Raw genomic sequence first — 18,083 nt, forward strand, 5'->3', positions numbered from 1 at the left:
ACTGATTCCCGAGGCCGCCCCGCCGTTGACCGGGAATGCGGAGAGCCTGGTGGAGATGCACACCCGCGCGCGTCTACACATCGACCACACCACGATCACACCGAACTGGGACGGCGACAACCTCGACGTCGACTACGTCCTCAGCTGCTCCTGCTACCGAAGCGGGTCACCCCGGCCGCGTGAGAAGCGGGTTCCGCGGAACCCGACTCAGAGGGCGCGAGGGAGATCGGGGTGGGCCTGGAGACGCAACGGGACCACAAGCGGTTGAGTGGCACGCGACCGCAGCGGGCTCGCGGCCAACTGCCGTGCCCCCGAGTCGGGTACGGCCGCCAACGCAACCACGGAATTCGGTGGGGAGAACCGACGCACCCACCCACCCGTGGCGAGAACCCGGCGTGCACCGGACCACTCGCAGCGAAGGCGCCAACTCGGCAGCCAGCGCCGGGACCGGCGAGGCGACCAGGCGCGCCCATCGGCAGCCGGGTCAACCGGGATCGAGTCCCGCGGAACCCGCCAGACCGGCACCCCCGATAAATCGCTCGCGCACCCACCACCACCGGCCTACCGTTCTGCCCATGCGCCTGTAGCGACGGCCGCCACCGCGGCACCACCCGTCCCAGCCACCCGGCCGGCACTGGATGAGATCCGGCGCCGCCCCGGCTCTGCTGCGCCGGCCCCGTCTTCTGCAGGAGGCATCCCTTGCGTGATCCGTTGCTCTCGTCCCTGCTTTCCGCCGCCGAGCTCGCGCCGGCAGGTGGAGTGAAGCCCGCCGGCGCCGACGCGGCGCCGGCCAACCGGGCGGCCCGGCGCGGCCGTGCGGGCAAGTCCGCCCCGAGTGGAGCCATCCACGCGAGCTCCTCGGGGCGCGCCCGCCCTGCGCAGGGCCGTCGGATCATCCCGGTGTGGCGCACCGGGTGATCCAGCGCGGCGCCGCCGTTCCCGCCTCAGCGACCCCGCGAGGCGGGGGCGCGGCGCCGGGCGGGCGACCGGGCAGCCTCGTCCAGCTGCCCGGTCGTCGGCCTTGCGGGGCGGGCGATCATCCTCGGCATGACGACGCGGCGGCCGGCAGCGGCTCCGGGGCCGTGATCAGCCCGGCCACGAGCAGGTGGTTGGCGTGGAGCGCGCGCAGGCCCGGGTGGGTCAGGATGTGCCGAGAGCCGTCGAGCAGCTCGGCCACGCGCCGGTCGGCCATCGGACCTCGCCGTGGGGCTTCCCGGCGGCGGACCGCGGTGATGCCGGCCGCCGAGAGCAGGTGGCTGCACGCGTCGGCGGGCACGGTGATCACCGGCCCGAACAGGCCGACCGCCGCACCGCCCAGCGGCAGCCCCACCGATCGAGACCGTCGACGTCCTCCGGTCCGCATTCGGTGGCGAGTCGCTGCTCGCCGAGATCGCCGACTCCCGCAGCTCGCGACGCTGGTCGGGGAGCGCTCCCGCTACCTGTGGCCGGACCGCTACGACCCGCGCCGGATCCCGGTGCGCGGCCCGGCGCCGGTCCACCCGATGTCGCTGGTCCGGCGCGCCGACAACCCGCACCCGGCGCTCCGCGCGCTGCGCCGCTACCTGCGGATGCGGCGGGCGGAGGCGCCGGGCGACGAGGTCTGGGTGCCGCCGGCGTGGGCCGCGCGCTGATCAGGCACCTGCCGGCACCGCGCTGATCAGGCACCTACCGGCACCGCGCTGATCAGGCGCCTGCCGGCACCTTGTCGAGGAAGCCCTGCACGCCGGTGATGCGCCCGTCGGGGCCCACGGTCGCCACGTCGAACCCGATCACGACGGGCTGGGCACCCTCCGGGCCGAGGCCCCAGCGGAACCGGCAGACGTCGTGGTGGGCGTCCACGTCCCCGACCGGGACGAACCGCATGCCGGGGAACTGCTGGTGCACGCCCGCGATCAGGGCGTCGAGCGCCTCGGTGCCGGTCACGTCGGCGAGCGGGTCGACGTAGCGCGCGTCCGGGGCGAACGCCGCCTCGACCGCCGCACGCCGCTCGGCCGGATCGGTCGCGTTCCAGGCCGCCAGGTAGCGCTGCACGGCGGCGGTGGCAAGGGTTGCGGTGGTCATCTGTGGTCCTCCCCGTCGTTCGCTGACGGGAGGAAGCCTCGCCGCGCGCGGGTGTCGGGGTCGATCACCTCGGAGGTCATGCGGCGGGCGCGAACACGTGATCGCGACCGCGGTCCGTGCGCTACGGTCGCGACCGTGACCGAGCAACCCCTGCCGGAGATCCGCACCGACGTCCCGCACGGGGCGCGCATCTGGAACTACTGGTTGGGCGGCAAGGACAACTACGCCGCCGACCGGGAGATCGGCGACGCGGTGCGAGCGATGTACCCGCAGATCGCGGACATGGCGGTGAAGTCGCGCCACTTCCTGATCCGCGCCGTCCGCTTCCTGGCGGCCGAGGCCGGGGTCCGCCAGTTCCTCGACATCGGCACCGGGCTGCCCACGATGCAGAACACCCACGAGGTGGCCCAGTCCGTCGCACCCGACGCCAAGATCGTCTACGTCGACAACGACCCGCTGGTGCTCGCGCACGCCAGGGCGCTCCTGGTCAACACCACCCCCGAGGGCGTCACCACCTACGTCCACGCCGACTACCACGAACCGGAGCGCATCGTCGAGCAGGCCGGCGGGGTGCTGGACCTCTCGCAGCCGGTCGGCGTCATGTTCATGGGGGTGTTCGGCTACGAACCGGACTACGCGGTGACGCGGTCGATCGTCTCCCGCGTGCTCGGCGCCGTGCCGTCGGGCAGCTACCTGACGATGTGGGACGGCACCAGCACCAGCGAGGCGGCCGTCAAGAGCGCCCAGGCGCAGGCCGACATGGGATCGCCCTACCAGCTGCGCACGGTCGAGGAGGTCCGCGGCTGGTTCACCGGCACGGAGCTGGTCGAGCCGGGGGTCGTGCCGATCACCGAGTGGCGACCGGACGGCGTCGAGATCGGCCGGGTCGAGCAGATCGACGCCTACGGCGGCGTCGGCCGCAAACCCTGAGGAAGGCCCGCAGCATGGCCGTCGTGTGGTGGGCCGCCCCGGTGGCGCCCGCGGACGCCCCTGGGCTGGTCGCGGTGCTCGACGGCCACGAGCGCGAGCGGCTCACCCGCTTCCGCAAACCCGCCGATCAGGCCCGCTACCTCGCCGCGCACGCCCTGGTGCGGCTGGTGCTCGCCGACGCCGTCGGCGCGCCGCCCGCCGCGCTGGTGTTCGACCGCACCTGCCGCTGCGGCGCCCAGCACGGCAAGCCCGTGCTGCCCGGCGGCCCGGGGTTCTCCCTCACGCACGCGGGCGACCTCGTCGGCGTCGCGGTGCACCCCGCGGGCGCGGTCGGGCTCGACGTCGAGCGGGTCCGCGAGCTCGCCGACCTGGACGGCATGCTCGCCCACGTCTGCTCAGCGCGGGAGACCGCGGCCGACGCCGATGCCTTCTTCACGCTGTGGACGCGCAAGGAGGCGCTGCTCAAGGCGGTGGGCACGGGGCTGTCCACCCCGATGTCGGCGATCACCCTCGGGCCGGACGGCGTGCTGGACTGGACCGGCGACGACGCGCCGCGCGACCCGCTGTGGGTCGCCGACCTGCACCCCGCACCCGGCTACCGCGCCGCCGTCGCGGGCAGCGGGGACCGGCCGGAGATCACCGAGGAGCGCGGGGACGGGCTGCTCGCCGCTCAGGCCTTGTAGAGCCGCTCGGCGTAGGAGGGCCCGTAGTACCGCTCGAGCTCCTCGAGCGGTGCGTCCTTGCGGACCAGGGCCTTCGCGATGCGCGCCGTGGAGGGGAGCGCCTCGGGGTCCCAGGTCTCCGGCTCCCACAGCTGAGCCCGCATGAACGCCTTCGCGCAGTGGTAGAAGACCTCCTCGATCGCCACCTCGAGGGCGAGCACCGGCCGGTGGCCCTTCACGACCAGCTCGTCGAAGTACGGGGCGTCGCGCAGCAGCCGCGCCCGCCCGTTGATCCGCAGGGTGTCGCCGCGGCCCGGGACGAGGAACAGCAGCCCGACGTGCGGGTTGGTGAGGATGTTGCGGTACCCGTCGACGCGGCGGTTGCCGGGGCGCTCGGCGATGACGATGGTGCGGTCGTCGACCACGTGGGCGAGCCGCCCGGCCGGGTCGCCCTTCGGGGAGACGTCCAGGTTGCCCGCGGCGTCGCTCGTGCCGACCAGGCAGAGCGGGGAGTGGGCGAGCCACATGCGGTCGATCGGGTCGAGCGACGGGCGGACCTTGTCGCGCACCGCCTGCTGGGGCGTACCGACGAGGGCTTCCAGCTCCTCGACGGTGGTGATCTCGGTGGTGATCTCGGTGGTGAGGCCCTGGCTGGTCTCTGCGGTTGCCACGACTACCGGACGCTACGGGCCGGGTTGTCGGTCCGTCCAGGAAAAATGGCGCCGGGGAGGATGACACGGTGACCGCGCGCTGGGTCCTGCACCTGGACATGGACGCGTTCTTCGCCGCGGCCGAGCAGCTCACCCGCCCCACGCTGCGAGAGCGGCCGGTGCTGGTGGGCGGGCTCGGGCCACGCGCGGTGGTGGCGGGCGCCAGCTACCAGGCGCGGGCGTTCGGGGCGCGCTCGGCGATGCCGATGGGGCAGGCGCGGCGGCTCTGCCCGCACGCCGTCGTGCTCCCGGCGCGGTTCACCCTCTACAAGGAGCTGAGCTCGCGGGTGATGGCGATCCTCGCCGACGCCTCCCCCGTGCTGGAGCCGGTGTCGATCGACGAGGCGTTCCTCGAGCCGCCCGCGCTGGCCGGCGCGTCGCCGCAGGAGGTGGAGCGGTTCGGCACCCGGCTGCGGGCCGACGTGCGCGCCGCGACCGGGCTGCCCGCGTCCGTGGGCGCCGGGTCGGGCAAGCAGCTGGCGAAGATCGCCTCGGAGCTGGCCAAGCCCGACGGGCTGCGGGTCATCGCGCCCGAGGAGGAGCGGGCGGTGCTCGACCCGCTGCCGGTCCGCTCGCTGTGGGGCGTCGGGCCGGTCGCCGAGGCCGGGCTGCGCAAGCTCGGGGTCCACACGATCGGCCAGCTCGCGGCGATGGACCTGAGGGAGGTCCACGGCCTGCTCGGCACGGCGATCGGCACGGAGCTGCACCGCCTCGCCCGCGGCATCGACGAGCGCCCGGTGGCGCCGCGCGGCGCGGCCAAGCAGGTCAGCGCCGAGACCACCTTCGACACCGACCTCACCGCGATGACCGCGGTCCACGACGCGGTCGCGCGGATGACCGAGGCGGCGCACCGCAGGCTGGTGGCGGCCGGGCGCGCGGCGCGCACCGTCACGGTGAAGGTGCGCAGCGCCGACTTCACCACGTCCAGCCGCTCGGAGACGTCGACGGTCGCGAGCGCCGACCTCGCCACCCTCACCGCGGTCGCGCAGCGGCTGGCCCGCGCCGCGGTTCCCGAGGGCGGGGTCCGGCTGATCGGGGTGTCGCTCGCCGGGCTCACCGACGACCCGCCGCCCGCGCTCTTCGAACCTGCGGCCGCCGAGCCCGCCGCGGAACCTGCGGCCGGTCCCGTCGAACCGGCGGAGCAGTCGACGCCGCGCGCGGACGACCGGTCCGCCGAGCGCCCGTGGCGGCCGGGCGACGACGTCACCCACCCCGAGTACGGGCACGGGTGGGTGCAGGGCGCGGGGCACGGGCGGGTCACGGTGCGGTTCGAGACGCGCTCCACCGGCCCGGGCAAGGCCCGCACGCTGCGCGCGGACGACCCGGACCTCAGCCGGGCCGACCCGCTCGGCAGCCTGGCCTGACCGGCGGGAGCGGGCCCGGCGTCACTCCGGCGGCCGCCACGGCCGGGGCGGCAGCACCGGCAGGCCGCTGGGCGCGCACTGGCCGCCCCGCTCGCCGGCCAGGCGGAAGACGAGCCAGCCCAGCAGCGCCGCGAGCAGCGACCCGGTCAGGATGCCGATCTTCGCGTCGGTCACCAGGTGCTCGTCGTCGAGGGCGAGCTCGGTGACGAACAGGGCCACGGTGAACCCGATGCCGGCGAGCCCGGCGCCGCCGACCAGCTGGCCCCAGCGCAGGGTGTCGGGCACCCGCCCGATCCCGGTGCGCAACGCCACCCAGGTGCCCGCGGTGACGCCGACCAGCTTGCCGACGGTGAGACCGACGATGATGCCCCAGGTCACCGGCGAGGTGAACGCAGCGGCGAGGGTCTCGCCGGTGAGCACGACGCCGGCGTTGGCGAGCACGAACACCGGGACGATCACGTAGCTGCTCCACGGCTGGATGCGCAGCTGCAGCCGCTCGTTGGGCGACACCGCCTCGGTGACCGCCGCCTGCGCCGCCAGCGCGCGCTCCGGGCTGGGGTCGAGCAGGAAGCTGGTGCCCAGCACCTGCGCCCGCATCACGTCGCGCGGCCGCGGGGCGTAGGCGTTGACCAAGAGCCCCATCACGACGCCGACCACGCTCGGGTGGACGCCCGAGTCGAGCACCGCGAGCCACATGACCACCCCGATCAGCACGTAGACCGGGGTGCGCCAGAACGGCGCGAACCGCAGCGCCAGCAGCGCGACGAACAGCACCAGCGCCAGCAGCAGCGGGGTCATCTGCAGGTCTTCGGTGTAGAAGAGCGCGATCGCAGCCACGGCGCCGATGTCGTCGACGATCGCCAGCGCTAGCAGGAAGACCCGCAGCTGGTCCGGGCAGCGCGGACCGACCAGCGCCAGCACGCCGATCACCACGGCGGTGTCGGTGGAGATCGCGATCCCCCACGCCCCGGCCGCCGGGCCGCCCGCGTTGAACGCCAGGAACAGCAGCGCGGGCACGGTGAGCCCGCCGATCGCCGCCGCGGCCGGGGCGGCCAGCGCGCGGAACCCGCGCAGCTCGCCGAGCACCATCTCCCGCGAGATCTCCAGCCCGACGCTGAAGAAGAACAGCACCATCAACCCGTCGTTGACCCAGTGCCGCAGGTCGAGGGCGAGCGAGGTGTCACCGAAGGTGATCGCGAACTCGGTGTGCCAGAAATCCTCGTAACCCCACCCCAGGTTCGCCCAGGCCAGAGCGAGCACGGCCGCCGACAGCAGCAGCACCGCCGACCCGGACTCGGTGCGCAGGAAGTCGCGCGCAGCCCGGCTCAGGTCACCGCGCTCGGCTAAGGTCGTCACCGTCACGACGTGATCCTGCCACTTCGTGCGTTATGCCCCGATCAGCCGTCAGGGAGGCACGATGCCGCTCGTACCCCGGGTCGGCAGCTACGACCACCTGCTGGGAGTGCTCGGCTCCGAGCTGACCCTCGTGGAGTACGGCGACTTCGAGTGCCCGTATTGCCGCCGCGCCTACCCCGTGGTCGAGGAGGTGCGCCGGCGCCTCGGCGACCGGCTCGTGTTCGCTTTCCGGCACTTCCCCCTGGCCGAGCTGCACCCCTTCGCGCTCTCGGCGGCCGTCGCGGCCGAGGGCGCCGCGCTCAAGGGGCAGTTCTGGGCGATGCACGCCAAGCTCTACTCCGGCGACGAGCCGCGGCTGCGGCAGGCGGACCTGCGCCGCTACGCCGAGGAGATCGGCGTCCCGCCGGAGAAGGTCACCTGGCCCGCCACCCGGTTCGTCGAGGACCGCGTGGAGGCCGATTTCAACTCCGGCGTCCGCAGCGGGGTGCGCGGCACGCCCACGTTCTTCGTCAACGGCGAGATGTACCACGGGCCGATCACGGTCGAGCACCTCGTGGAGGCGCTCGAGTCCACGTCCCCGGCCTCGGTGGACCGGTCGGCCTGACGGGCCGCGCCACCGAGAACGCGCCACCGAAGCGCCACCGAAGCGCCACCGGGAACGCGTAACGAAGAACACGGAACACCCGGCCCGACGCACCGCGTTCGCTTGATCAAAGGATCAGCGGATGGGGGGCAGGAATGGGGGGTGTGGAGCGTTCGGGCCGGCTGGGCGTCGCGACGCTTCTTCTCGCCGTGCTCGCGCTTCTCGCGATCGCGCGATCGACGATCATCATGGTCTACCTCGGCGTGACCTACTTCCGCGAGGTCGACCCGATCTCGGTCCCGCTCAGCTACTACGCGTTCGTCGACGGCGGCGAGCAGCTGTTCTTCTCCGCGGCGGTGGCGCTGGCGGTCGGGGCGCTCGCCGTGCTGGTCGGGATGGCGCGCTCCGGCGTGCGGATGGCGGGCCGCCCGACGGTGCTGCTCGCGGTGTGGGCGACGTGCCTGGTGCTCGCCGCGGTCTTCCCCGCCGACGACTCGCCGCGCATCCTGACCTTCGGCGGCTGGGTGCACCAGTTCGCCGGGGCCGGCATCCTCGCGTTGCTGTCGTTCGCCGGGCTCGCCGCGGCGGCCCGGCTGGCCGAGTACCCGGAGTGGCGCCCGGTGGTCTCCACGGTCCGCACACTCTCCATCGCCGCGGCCGTGCTGGCCGTGGCCTACGTGGTCAGCAGGCTCGACGACGTCGTGCCCGGCATCTTCGGACCGGTCGACGTCGGCGGGGTCCTGCAGCGCATGGTGCTCGCCTTCGACGTCGCCGTGGTCGCCGCGCTGGCCGTGCAGCTGGTGCGGGTCTCGTGGCACGCGCTGCGGCGCCGTGGCGTGCCCGCGCCGGCGGCGCCCACCCCGCCAACCGCCCTGCCCGGCCACTGACACCGGCGCCGAGGGGCGCTAGCGGGTCTTGTCGGTGACGCCCGCGGCGTCGAACGTCGCGACGTCCTGCAGCGCCTGCGCGGCGCTCTGCAGGACCGGGAGGGCGAGCAGGGCTCCGGTGCCCTCGCCGAGGCGCATGCCGAGGTCCAGCAGCGGGTCGAGGCCCAGGTGCGCCAGGGCGCGGGCGTGCCCGGGCTCGGCCGAGCGGTGCCCGGCCACCCAGAACGTCCGGGCGTGCGGGGCGAAGGCGGCCGCGGCGAGGGCGGCTGCACCGGCGTTCACGCCGTCGAGCAGCACCGGGACGCGCAACGCGGCCCCACCGAGCAGGAACCCGGCGAGCGCCGCGTGCTCGAGGCCGCCGACGGCGGCCAGCACCCCGAGCGGGTCGGCCGGGTCCGGGCGGTGCAGAGCGATCGCGGCGGCCACCACGGACGTCTTGCGGGCCAGCGTGGCGTCGTCGACGCCGGTGCCCCGCCCCGTCACCTCGCCCGCGTCGGCCCCGGTGAACGCGCTGATCAGGGCCGCGGCCGCGGTGGTGTTGGCGATGCCCATGTCGCCGGTCACGAGGCAGCGGTTCCCGGCGGCGACGAGGTCGCGCGCCGTCTCGATGCCCACCTCGACGGCGGCGCGGGCCTGCTCGCGGGTGAGCGCGGGGCCGGTGGCGAGGTCGGCGGTGCCGTCGGCGACCCGGCGCGGGACGAGGCCGGGCGCCGGGTCCAGCGGCGCCGCGACGCCGACGTCGACCACGCACACCTCGGCCCCCACCCGACGGGCGAAGGCGTTCACCACCGCTCCCCCGGCGAGGAAGTTCGCCACCATCTGCGCGGTGACCTCCTGCGGCCACGGCGTCACCCCGTGCGCGTGCACGCCGTGGTCGGCGGCGAACACGGCCACCGCCGCGGGTTCGGGCACCGGCGGCGGGCAGGCACCCGCGATCCCGGCGAGCGCGACGGCGAGGTCCTCGACCCGCCCCAGCGCGCCGCGCGGCTTCGTCATCCGGTCGAGGCGTTCCACGGCGGCGGCGCGCGCGGCCGCGTCCGGGGGCGTGATCGCGGCGACCGTCTCGGCGAGCAGGTCCATCGGTTCCTCCCCGGGCAGGCCGCGGCGGCCGTAGGTGTCGTGGTGGACCGCCCAGCGCAGCGGGCGGCGGCGCGCCCACCCCGCGGTGGCGAGCTCCGGCTCGTCGGGGAAGTCGTCGACGTGCCCGACGCAGAGGTAGGCGACCAGCTCCACGTGCGGCGGCAGGCCCAGCAGCGCGGCGAGCTCCCGTTCGTCGCCGAAGCTGACCCAGCCCACGCCGAGGCCCTCCGCCCGCGCGGCGAGCCACAGGTTCTGCACGGCGCCCACCACCGAGTACGGCGCGGTCCGCGGCTGGGTGTGGCGGCCGAGGACGTGCCTCCCGCCGCGGGTGGGGTCGCAGGTCACCGCGATGTTGAGCGGGGTGTCGAGGATCGCCTCGACCTTGAGGTCGCGGAAGGCGGCCGCCCGCGCGGCGGGCAGCGACGCGGCGTACGCCGCGCGGGCCGCGGCGACGTGCGCGTGAACCCGTTCCCGGATCGCGCGGTCGCGCAGCACGAGGAAGTCCCACGGCTGGGAGAACCCGACCGACGGCGCCGCGTGCGCGGCCTCCAGCACCCGGCTGAGCACGGCGTCGTCCACCGGGTCGGGCCGAAACCCGGACCGCACGTCCCGACGGGCGTGCACCACCTCGTAGAAACCGGGACCGCTCACAGGGAGCCGCCGCGGCCCGTCCGCTTCGGCGGGACGATCAGGGTCGACAGGTACGGGCCCTCCTCGTCCGGGTCGAGCTCGGCCGCGGGACGGATGTCCTCCTCGGGCAGGCCGAGGCCCGCGCCGTAGACGGCCTCGTCGATGCGGCCGGTCTCGCGGAGCACGGCGAGGGTCTCGGGCAGCATCCGGCCGAACTTGTACGCGGCCACCGCGTCGCCGCGCTCCAGGGCGGCGCGGAACCGCTCCGGGCCGGCGGTCATCGGGAACAGCGAGAGCGGCTCGCGGCCCTCCACCAGCGGCGTCCCGGAGCGCGCGGCGAGGTCCTGCATCGCGGTGATCCCCGGCACGAGCTGCACGTCCAGCTCGCCGAGCACCCCGCGCACGGAGGCGGCGAGGTAGCTGAACGTGGAGTAGACGCACGGGTCGCCGATGGTCGCGAACACGGCGGTACCGCCCGGGTGCGCGGCGAACCAGGCCGCGACCTGGGCAGCCGCGGCGTCCCACGCGCGCTCGCGACGTTCGGTGTGCTCGCGGTCGTGCAGCGCGAACACGACGCGCTCCACGCGCCACGCCTCGGCGTAGTACAGGACGGTCTGCTCGGCCCGGCCCGTCTCCCCGGTGTCGGCGACGGGCACGAACACGATGTCGGCCTTGGCCAGCAGGTTGGCCGCCTTGACGGTGACGAGCTCCGGGTCGCCGGGCCCCACACCCACCCCGACCAGCGTGTTCACCGCTCCCCCTCCAGGTCGCCTTCGAGGTCGCCCTCGAGGTCGAGGTAGGTCTGGCGGAGCCGGTCGAGCACGGCGTCGTCGGGCTTGGCCCACATGCCGCGGTCGGCCGCCTCCAGCAGCCGCTCGGTGATCCCCCGCAGCGCCCACGGGTTCGACTTCTCCAGGAACGCCCGGGTCGTCTCGTCGAACACGTAGCTCTCGGCCAGCTGGCCGTACATCCAGTCGTCGACCACGCCCGCGGTGGCGTCGTAGCCGAACAGGTAGTCGACGGTGGCCGCGAGCTCGAACGCGCCCTTGTAGCCGTGCCGGCGCATCGCGGCGATCCACTTCGGGTTCACCACGCGGGCGCGGAAGACCCGCTTGGTCTCCTCGGCCAGCGTGCGGGTCTTCACCGCCTGCGGCACCGCGGAGTCGCCGACGTACGCGGCGGGTGAGCGGCCGGTGAGCGCGCGCACCATCGCCACCATCCCGCCGTGGTACTGGAAGTAGTCGTCGGAGTCGACGATGTCGTGCTCACGGGTGTCCTGGTTCTTCGCCGCGACCGCGATCCGGCGGAACGAGGCCTCCATGTCGGCGCGCGCCTCGCGGCCGTCGAGGCCGCGGCCGTAGGCGTAGCCGCCCCAGACCGCGTAGACCTCGGCGAGGTCGGCGTCGCTGCGCCAGTTGCGGGCGTCGATCAGCGGCAGCAGGCCCGCCCCGTACGCGCCCGGCTTCGAGCCGAAGATCCGCGACGTGGCGCGGCGGCGGTCGCCGTGCCGGGCGGCGTCCTCCTCGACGTGGGCGCGCAGGTAGTTCTGCTCGGGCGGCTCGTCCAGGTCGGCGACGGTGCGGATCGCGTCGTCGATCAGGTTGATCACGTGCGGGAACGCGTCGCGGAAGAACCCGGAGATGCGGACGGTGACGTCGATGCGCGGCCGGCCCAGCTCCTCGAGCGGCACGACCTCGAACCCGGTGACCCGGCGCGAGGCGTCGTCCCACGTCGGGCGGCAGCCGATGAGCGCGAGGATCTCGGCGAGGTCGTCGCCCTGGGTGCGCATGGCGCTGGTGCCCCACACGGTGAGCCCGACGCTGCGCGGGTAGGTGCCGGTGTCGGCGAGGTGGCGGGCGACGAGGGAGTCGGCGAGCGCCGAGCCGATGGCCCACGCGCTGCGCGACGGGATCGCCTTCGGGTCGACCGAGTAGAAGTTCCGCCCGGTCGGCAGCACGTTGACCAGGCCGCGGGTCGGGGACCCGGACGGCCCGGCGGGCACGTACCCGCCGTCGAGGGCGTGCAGCGCGGCGGTGACCTCGTCGGTGGTGCGCTCCAGCCGGGGCACCACCTCGCGGCAGCCGAACTCGAGCACCGCCACGACGTCGGGGATCTCCTCGCCCAGGAGCTCGGCGCAGACGGCGGCGGGCTCGGCCCACCCGCGCTCCTGCACGCCGGTGACCAGGGCCCGGGCCACGCCCTCGAGGACGTCGACCATGTCGGCGCCGGTGACGGCGGGGCCGGGGGCGACGGCGAGGAGGCGCTGCCGCCGCGCTTCAGGAAAGCCACATTCATGAAGCCCACGTTCATGAATGTGGCTTTCCTGAACCTGGGCGCCGGGGTTCGCCAGCAGCGCCTGCTCGTCCAGGCCTGCCCAGGCGGCGAGCGCGGCCCGCAGGCCCGGCAGCGCCGTCCTCCCACCCCAGACCTGGCTCGCCCGCAGGATCGCGAGCACCAGGTTGACCTGGGCCTCGTCCCGCGGCGGCGCCCCGAGGACGTGCAGGCCGTCGCGGATCTGGACGTCCTTGATCTCGCAGAGGTAGCCGTCGATGTGCAGGATGAACTCGTCGAAGTCCTCCTCGCCCGGCGCGGTGTCCACGTGCAGGTCGTGGTGCAGCTGGGCGGCGGTCACCACCTCCCAGATCTGCGTGCGCAGGGCGGGCAGCTTCGCCGGGTCCATGGCCTGGACGGTGGCGTACTCGTCGAGGAGCTGCTCGAGCTTGGCGATCTCGCCGTAGGTGTCGGCGCGGGCCATGGGCGGCACCAGGTGGTCGACGACCACGGCGTGGCCGCGCCGCTTGGCCTGGGTGCCCTCCCCCGGGTCGTTGACGATGAACGGGTAGACCAGCGGCAGCTCGCCGAGCACGGCGTCCGGGGCGTCCTCGGCGGCGAGGCCGAGGCCCTTGCCGGGCAGCCACTCGAGGGTGCCGTGCTTGCCGAGGTGGATCACCGCGTCGGCGCCGAAGACCTCGTCCAGCCAGCGGTAGGCGGCCAGGTAGTGGTGCGACGGGGGCAGGTCCGGGTCGTGGTAGATCGCCACCGGGTTCTCCCCGAACCCGCGCGGCGGCTGGATCATCAGCACGACGTTGCCGAACCGCAGCGAGGCCAGCACGATCTCGTCCCGGTCCACGTAGAGCGAGCCGGGCGGGTCGCCCCAGTGCTCCCGCATGCCGTCGGCGAGCGCGGGCGGCAGCGCGTCGAACCAGCGGCGGTAGTCCGCGAGCGGGACGCGGGCCTGCGCGGCCGCCATCTGCTCCTCGGTGAGCCACTCGACGTCGTGGCCGCCCGCGGCGATGAGCGCGTGGATCAGCTCGTCGGGGTCCGCCGGGAATTCCCCGACCGTGTAGCCGGCCTCGCGCAGCGCCCGCAGCAGCACGACCGCCGACGCCGGGGTGTCCAACCCGACGGCGTTGCCGACCCGGGAGTGCTTGGTCGGGTAGCTCGACAGCACCACCGCCAGCTTGCGCTCCGCCACCGGCGTGGCGTGCAGCCGGGCGTGCCGCACCGCGAGCCCGGCCAACCGGCCCGCCCGCTCGGGGTCGGCGACGTAGACGGGGATGTCGTCGCCCGGCCCCTCGGGAGCCGGCAGAGCCTCCTTGAACGAGAACGGCACCGTGATCAATCGGCCGTCGAACTCGGGGATCGCCACCTGCATCGCCGCGTCCATCGGCGACAGCGCCGCGTCGGACTCCGCCCACGTGGCGCGCGGGGTGGTCAGGCACAGCCCCTGCAGCACGGGGACGTCGAGGGCGGCGAGCGCGCCCGCGTCCCACGAGTCCTCCTCGCCGCCCGCGCTCGCGTCCGCTGCGACCGTCCCGCCCGCCGCCAGCACGGTCGCGACCAGCGCGTCGGCCCGGCCCAGCAGCTCCATCAGCTCGGGCTGCGCGCCGCGGAGGGAGCCGCAGAAGACCGGCAGCGCGTTGGCGCCGCGCGCCTCGATCGCGTCGCACAGCACGTCGACGAACGCCGTGTTGCCCGACAGCTCGTGCGCCCGGTAGAAGACCACGCCGACCGTCGGCCGGTCCGGGTCCTGGCGCCGATCGCCGTGCAGGCCGAACTCCGGCATCGGGGTGGGCGGGTCGAAGCCCTCGCCGGTGAGCAGCACGGTGTCGCACAGGAACCGGTGCAGCTGCCGCAGGTTGGCGGTGCCACCCGCGGCGAGGTAGGCGAGCGCCTCGGAGGCGACGCCCGCGGGGACGGTCGACGCGGCCATCAGCTCGGCGTCGGGGGCGGCCTCCCCGCCCAGCAGCACGACCGGCAGCCCGGACGCGATCAGCGCGTCCACGCCCTCCGGCCAGGCCCGGCGCCCGCCCAGCAGCCGCAGCACCACGACGGCGACGCCGTCCAGCAGCGGGGGCAGCCCCTCGGGGTCGACGCGCGACGGGTTGGCGGTGCGGTAGAGCGCCCCGGAGCTGCGGGCGGCCAGCAGCTCCGTGTCGGCGGTGGAGAGCAGCAGCACGGGCTGCGTCATCGGCGTTTCCTCCTCGAGGGTCCGCGCCCTCTGCTCGGCGGAGTTGTGGACGACGGCGAGGGTCTGGCTCCCGGGTCGCCCCGGTCACAGTGGCGGGACCGCGCCGGACTCGCACCGGCTTCCTGCACCGTCGTCGCGGCAACTGGAACACACCGCGGGTACGCCGGTCAACGCGTCGTGAGGATGCCGACCCTCCTCCGTCCGATCTCCACCCGACCGGCGCCGCGCGCCCGTGTCCGGCACAGGCGGGCGGTGGGCCGTGATCACGTTCCCCCGGGGCCCCTTAGCCTCTCCCCAGCCGCACCACGCACGCGCGCACCCGACGCTTCGAAGGAGAGGACCGTGGAACGCTCCCCGAGGAAGGCAGCGGCCAGCGGGTGGGTCGGCAGCGCGCTCGAGTACTACGACTTCTTCATCTACGCCCAGGCCGCCGCACTGGTGTTCCCGGCGATCTTCTTCCCCCAGGGCGACCCCGCGGTCGGCGTCGTCGCCTCCCTCGCGACGTTCGGCGTCGGCTACGTCGCACGCCCGCTCGGAGCGTTCGTGCTCGGCCACTGGGGCGACAAGCACGGCCGCAAGAACGTCCTGGTGCTGTGCATGTTGATGATGGGCGTCTCGACGTTCCTCGTGGCGCTGTTGCCCACGTACGAGTCGGTCGGCGTGCCGGCCCCGGCCCTGTTGGTGGTCCTGCGGCTGATCCAGGGGTTCGCCGTCGGCGGCGAGATCTCAGGCGCCAGCGCCATGATCGTCGAGCACGCGCCGTTCGGGCGCCGCGGCTTCTACGCGAGCTTCACCCTCCAGGGCGTGCAGGCGGGGCAGATCCTCGCGGCCGCGGTGTTCCTCCCGATGTCCGCGCTGCTGCCCGCCGACGCGTTCCAGGCCTGGGGTTGGCGGGTTCCGTTCCTGCTCAGCGCCCTGGTGGTGGTCGCCGGCTACCTCGTCCGGCGCCGCGTGGACGAGACCCCGGCGTTCCGCGCCGAGCAGGAGCAGAACGCGGTGCCGAAGGCGCCGATCGTGCAGGTCGTCCGCGAGAACGGCCGCGACGTGCTGCGCGTGGTCCTGATGGCGCTGATGAACATCGTGCCGACGACCACCACCGTGTTCGGGGCCAGCTACGCCACCAGCAAGGCGTACGGGCTCGGCTTCAGCGCGACCACCTATCTGTGGATCTCCGTGGTCGGCAACGTCGTCGCCGTGCTGCTCATCCCGTTCGTCGGCGACCTCAGCGATCGCATCGGGCGCCGCCCCTGCATCATCGTGGGTTCGCTCGGCTCGGGCGCCCTCTCGTTCGCGTACCTGTGGGCGGTCAGCCGGGGCGACGTCGTGCTCGCGTTCGTGCTCGCCATCCTGATGTGGGGCGTGGTGTACCAGGGCTACAACGCGATCTTCCCCGCCTTCTACCAGGAGCTGTTCCCGACCCGCACCCGCGTGACCGGGTTCGCGGTCTCCCAGAACATCGGCACGGCGATCACCGCCTTCATGCCGACGGTCTTCGCCGTCGTCGCGCCGTCCGGGTCGAACGTGCCGCTGATCGTCGGCGGCTTCACGTTCGGGTTCGCGGTGCTGGCCGCCGCCGCGGCGTGGTCGGCCCGCGAGACGTTCCGCATCCCCCTCGACGACCTCGGGACCGCGGACGCCACGCCGGTGTCGCCCGAGGACTACGCCCGGCTGCGGGCCGCGGCGGTCTGATGCCGCTCCCCCGCACCCTCCCCCGGATCGTCGTCGCCGGCGCCGGGCTCATCGGGCGCAGGCACGCCGAGCTCGTCCGGCAGAGCCCGGGGTGCGAGCTCGCCGCCGTCGTCGACCCGGCCCCCGCGGCCGCGTCCGACCACGACTCCATCGGCGAGTGCTTCGCGGCCGAGGGCACCGACGGCGTCGGTGTGATCGTCGCGGCGCCCAACCGGCTGCACGTGCCGATCGCCCTCGAGTGCGTCGAGCGCGGCGTTCCGGTCCTCGTCGAGAAGCCGATCGCCGACACGGTCGAGGACGCGCAGCGGCTCGTCGACGCGGCCGAGGAGGCGGGCGTGCCGCTCCTCGTCGGCCACCACCGCCGCTACAGCCCGCTGCTGGAGGCCGCAGCTCGGACGGTGGCGGCGGGCACCCTCGGGCGCGTCGTGGCCGTGCAGGGCAGCGCCCTGTTCTCCAAGCCCGACGACTACTTCGACGCCGCGCCGTGGCGACGCGAGCCCGGGGGCGGGCCGATCCTCATCAACATGGTCCACGAGGTGGACGACCTGCGGGCCGTCTGCGGGGAGATCCTCGCGGTGCAGGCCATGGCCGCGAACGGCACCCGCGGGCACGCGGTCGAGGACACCGTCGCCGTGGTGTTGCGCTTCGCGAGCGGCGCACTGGGGACGTTCCTGCTCTCCGACACGGCCGCGGCGCCGTTCAGCTGGGAGCTGACGTCCGCGGAGAACGCCGCCTACCCGCATCAGCCCGACGCCGACTGCTACGTGATCGCCGGGACACGCGGGTCGCTCAGAGTGCCGACGATGCGCCTCACGACCTACCCCGGCGCGCCGTCCTGGTGGGAGCCGTTCGAGGCGGCCGTCGTCGAGGTCGAGGACGCCGATCCGCTCGCACGCCAGCTCGCCCACTTCTGCGACGTGATCCGCGGGGCGGCCCCGCGCGTCACCGGACGGGACGCGGTGGAGACGCTGCGCGTCACGCTCGCCATCGCCGAAGCGTGCCGGACCGGCGAGCTGGTGGAGATCTCCTGACGCATCACGAGTCGCGCCCCGCGCCCCGGGTGAGCGCCGCCTCGGCGAGCGCGCGGGCGCCGGCGGCGATCTCGCGGGCCCGGTCCCGCTGGGCCTCCCCCGTGTCGCCGGCCTTCGGGTCGTCGGTGACGTTCGCCGCGATCAGCTCGGCGGCGGTCGTCGCCGCGGCCGCGGCGAGGTGGACGGCGGCCGTCGCGTCGCCGTGCAGATTGGGGTTGCCGCTGCGGGCGAGCTCGGCGGCGATCCCGGCGACCTCCCCGGCGAGCTCGGTGATCCGCGCGGGCACCCCGACCGTCTCGCGACGGGCCGCGGCGATCGCGTCGGCGCGGCCCGGGTCGTCGCGCGGACGGCGCCGGGCGGCGAGGTAGGCGCCGTACGCGGCGGCGTCGGCGTCGGCGAGCGGGGCGAGCGCGGCGCGCAGCTCGTCGGCGCGCTCGGCCGCCCGCTCGGCCTCGGCGCCGTCGGCGAACCGGGCGGCCATGCCGGTGAGCGCGGCGGCCAGCGCGGCGGTGAGCGCGGCGGCCCCGCCCCCGCCGGGGGCCGGGGTGCGCGCGGCCGCGGCGTCGAGCAGCTCGCGGACGGGGAGATCGAGCAGGGACCCGTGGTCGGCGGGGTGATCGGCCATGCGA

Annotated in this window: 16 protein-coding genes and 1 riboswitch; of the genes, 8 read left to right on the top strand and 8 right to left on the bottom strand. The window is 74.7% G+C overall.

The window, feature by feature from the left end; translation table 11 throughout:
* Nucleotides 1-1,036: 1,036 nt before the first annotated feature.
* Nucleotides 1,037-1,330, bottom strand: coding sequence for a hypothetical protein (locus VKZ81_RS26870; RefSeq protein ID WP_324244482.1), 294 nt, complete (start codon nt 1,328-1,330; stop codon nt 1,037-1,039).
* 172 nt (nt 1,331-1,502) lie between these two features.
* Between VKZ81_RS26870 and VKZ81_RS26875 the strand changes: the two genes are divergently transcribed.
* Entirely contained in the window at nt 1,503-1,631 is a 129-nt protein-coding gene (locus tag VKZ81_RS26875) for a hypothetical protein (protein ID WP_324244483.1), read from the top strand.
* A 52-nt stretch (nt 1,632-1,683) separates the two neighbouring features.
* Here the strand turns inward: VKZ81_RS26875 and VKZ81_RS26880 are convergent, their stop codons facing one another.
* Nucleotides 1,684-2,061, bottom strand: coding sequence for a nuclear transport factor 2 family protein (locus VKZ81_RS26880; protein WP_324244484.1), 378 nt, complete (start codon nt 2,059-2,061; stop codon nt 1,684-1,686).
* A 135-nt stretch (nt 2,062-2,196) separates the two neighbouring features.
* Here VKZ81_RS26880 and VKZ81_RS26885 point away from each other — a divergent pair, with 135 nt between their 5' ends.
* Both VKZ81_RS26885 and VKZ81_RS26890 read left to right on the top strand, forming a co-directional pair.
* Nucleotides 2,197-2,991, top strand: coding sequence for an SAM-dependent methyltransferase (locus VKZ81_RS26885; RefSeq protein WP_324244485.1), 795 nt, complete (start codon nt 2,197-2,199; stop codon nt 2,989-2,991).
* A gap of 14 nt (nt 2,992-3,005) precedes the next feature.
* On the top strand, nt 3,006-3,674 hold the full coding sequence (locus tag VKZ81_RS26890; protein WP_324244486.1) for a 4'-phosphopantetheinyl transferase family protein: 669 nt from the start codon (nt 3,006-3,008) through the stop codon (nt 3,672-3,674).
* On the opposite strand, the gene VKZ81_RS26895 is transcribed toward VKZ81_RS26890, so the two are convergent.
* The gene (locus VKZ81_RS26895; RefSeq protein ID WP_324244487.1) at nt 3,662-4,324 is read right to left on the bottom strand and encodes a pyridoxamine 5'-phosphate oxidase family protein; all 663 of its coding nucleotides are present in this window, start codon (nt 4,322-4,324) and stop codon (nt 3,662-3,664) included. The genes VKZ81_RS26890 and VKZ81_RS26895 overlap by 13 nt on opposite strands.
* A gap of 68 nt (nt 4,325-4,392) precedes the next feature.
* Here VKZ81_RS26895 and VKZ81_RS26900 point away from each other — a divergent pair, with 68 nt between their 5' ends.
* Nucleotides 4,393-5,727: a DNA polymerase IV gene (locus tag VKZ81_RS26900; protein WP_324244488.1), complete on the top strand. Its 1,335-nt coding sequence runs from the start codon at nt 4,393-4,395 to the stop codon at nt 5,725-5,727.
* 21 nt (nt 5,728-5,748) lie between these two features.
* On the opposite strand, the gene nhaA is transcribed toward VKZ81_RS26900, so the two are convergent.
* A complete protein-coding gene (nhaA, locus tag VKZ81_RS26905; RefSeq protein WP_324244489.1) occupies nt 5,749-7,089 on the bottom strand; it encodes a Na+/H+ antiporter NhaA in 1,341 nt (446 codons plus the stop codon).
* Between the two features lie 55 nt (nt 7,090-7,144).
* Here nhaA and VKZ81_RS26910 point away from each other — a divergent pair, with 55 nt between their 5' ends.
* Entirely contained in the window at nt 7,145-7,687 is a 543-nt protein-coding gene (locus VKZ81_RS26910) for a DsbA family protein (protein ID WP_324244490.1), read from the top strand.
* 143 nt (nt 7,688-7,830) lie between these two features.
* A complete protein-coding gene (locus tag VKZ81_RS26915; RefSeq protein ID WP_324244491.1) occupies nt 7,831-8,553 on the top strand; it encodes a DUF998 domain-containing protein in 723 nt (240 codons plus the stop codon).
* 18 nt (nt 8,554-8,571) lie between these two features.
* On the opposite strand, the gene cobT is transcribed toward VKZ81_RS26915, so the two are convergent.
* Genes cobT through cobN form a run of 3 tightly spaced genes read right to left on the bottom strand, consistent with a single transcriptional unit; the run spans nt 8,572 to nt 14,734 of the window.
* Nucleotides 8,572-10,284, bottom strand: coding sequence for a nicotinate-nucleotide--dimethylbenzimidazole phosphoribosyltransferase (cobT, locus tag VKZ81_RS26920; protein ID WP_324244492.1), 1,713 nt, complete (start codon nt 10,282-10,284; stop codon nt 8,572-8,574).
* Nucleotides 10,281-11,015 carry a precorrin-2 C(20)-methyltransferase gene (cobI, locus tag VKZ81_RS26925; protein ID WP_324244493.1) on the bottom strand — a complete coding sequence of 245 codons (735 nt, stop codon included), beginning with the start codon at nt 11,013-11,015 and terminating at the stop codon, nt 10,281-10,283. Before cobI ends, cobT begins: the two co-directional genes overlap by 4 nt.
* Complete coding sequence (gene cobN / locus VKZ81_RS26930; protein WP_324244494.1) at nt 11,012-14,734, bottom strand: cobaltochelatase subunit CobN; 3,723 nt, start codon at nt 14,732-14,734, stop codon at nt 11,012-11,014. The genes cobI and cobN overlap by 4 nt, the downstream gene beginning before the upstream one ends.
* A gap of 37 nt (nt 14,735-14,771) precedes the next feature.
* Nucleotides 14,772-14,881: riboswitch (cobalamin riboswitch) on the bottom strand.
* A gap of 195 nt (nt 14,882-15,076) precedes the next feature.
* On the opposite strand from cobN, the gene VKZ81_RS26935 reads away from it, so the two are divergent.
* Together VKZ81_RS26935 and VKZ81_RS26940 are read left to right on the top strand one after the other, a co-directional pair.
* On the top strand, nt 15,077-16,423 hold the full coding sequence (locus tag VKZ81_RS26935; protein WP_324244495.1) for an MFS transporter: 1,347 nt from the start codon (nt 15,077-15,079) through the stop codon (nt 16,421-16,423).
* Nucleotides 16,423-17,454: a Gfo/Idh/MocA family protein gene (locus tag VKZ81_RS26940; protein WP_324244496.1), complete on the top strand. Its 1,032-nt coding sequence runs from the start codon at nt 16,423-16,425 to the stop codon at nt 17,452-17,454. The genes VKZ81_RS26935 and VKZ81_RS26940 overlap by 1 nt, the downstream gene beginning before the upstream one ends.
* A gap of 4 nt (nt 17,455-17,458) precedes the next feature.
* Here the strand turns inward: VKZ81_RS26940 and VKZ81_RS26945 are convergent, their stop codons facing one another.
* Entirely contained in the window at nt 17,459-18,079 is a 621-nt protein-coding gene (locus tag VKZ81_RS26945) for a cyclodeaminase/cyclohydrolase family protein (RefSeq protein ID WP_324244497.1), read from the bottom strand.
* Between the last annotated feature and the right edge of the window lie 4 nt (nt 18,080-18,083).

Origin of the sequence: Pseudonocardia sp. (assembly GCF_035305885.1) — a bacterium.
In the GTDB taxonomy this organism is placed as follows: Bacteria; Actinomycetota; Actinomycetes; order Mycobacteriales; family Pseudonocardiaceae; genus Pseudonocardia.

Bases quoted from the DNA above. Each gene is read 5' to 3' on its own strand.
- VKZ81_RS26875 (WP_324244483.1), top strand. From the start codon at position 1,503: ATGTCGCTGGTCCGGCGCGCCGACAACCCGCACCCGGCGCTCCGCGCG.
- VKZ81_RS26880 (WP_324244484.1), bottom strand. From the start codon at position 2,061: ATGACCACCGCAACCCTTGCCACCGCCGCCGTGCAGCGCTACCTGGCG.
- VKZ81_RS26890 (WP_324244486.1), top strand. From the start codon at position 3,006: ATGGCCGTCGTGTGGTGGGCCGCCCCGGTGGCGCCCGCGGACGCCCCT.
- VKZ81_RS26910 (WP_324244490.1), top strand. From the start codon at position 7,145: ATGCCGCTCGTACCCCGGGTCGGCAGCTACGACCACCTGCTGGGAGTG.
- cobN (WP_324244494.1), bottom strand. From the start codon at position 14,734: ATGACGCAGCCCGTGCTGCTGCTCTCCACCGCCGACACGGAGCTGCTG.
- VKZ81_RS26940 (WP_324244496.1), top strand. From the start codon at position 16,423: ATGCCGCTCCCCCGCACCCTCCCCCGGATCGTCGTCGCCGGCGCCGGG.
- VKZ81_RS26945 (WP_324244497.1), bottom strand. From the start codon at position 18,079: ATGGCCGATCACCCCGCCGACCACGGGTCCCTGCTCGATCTCCCCGTC.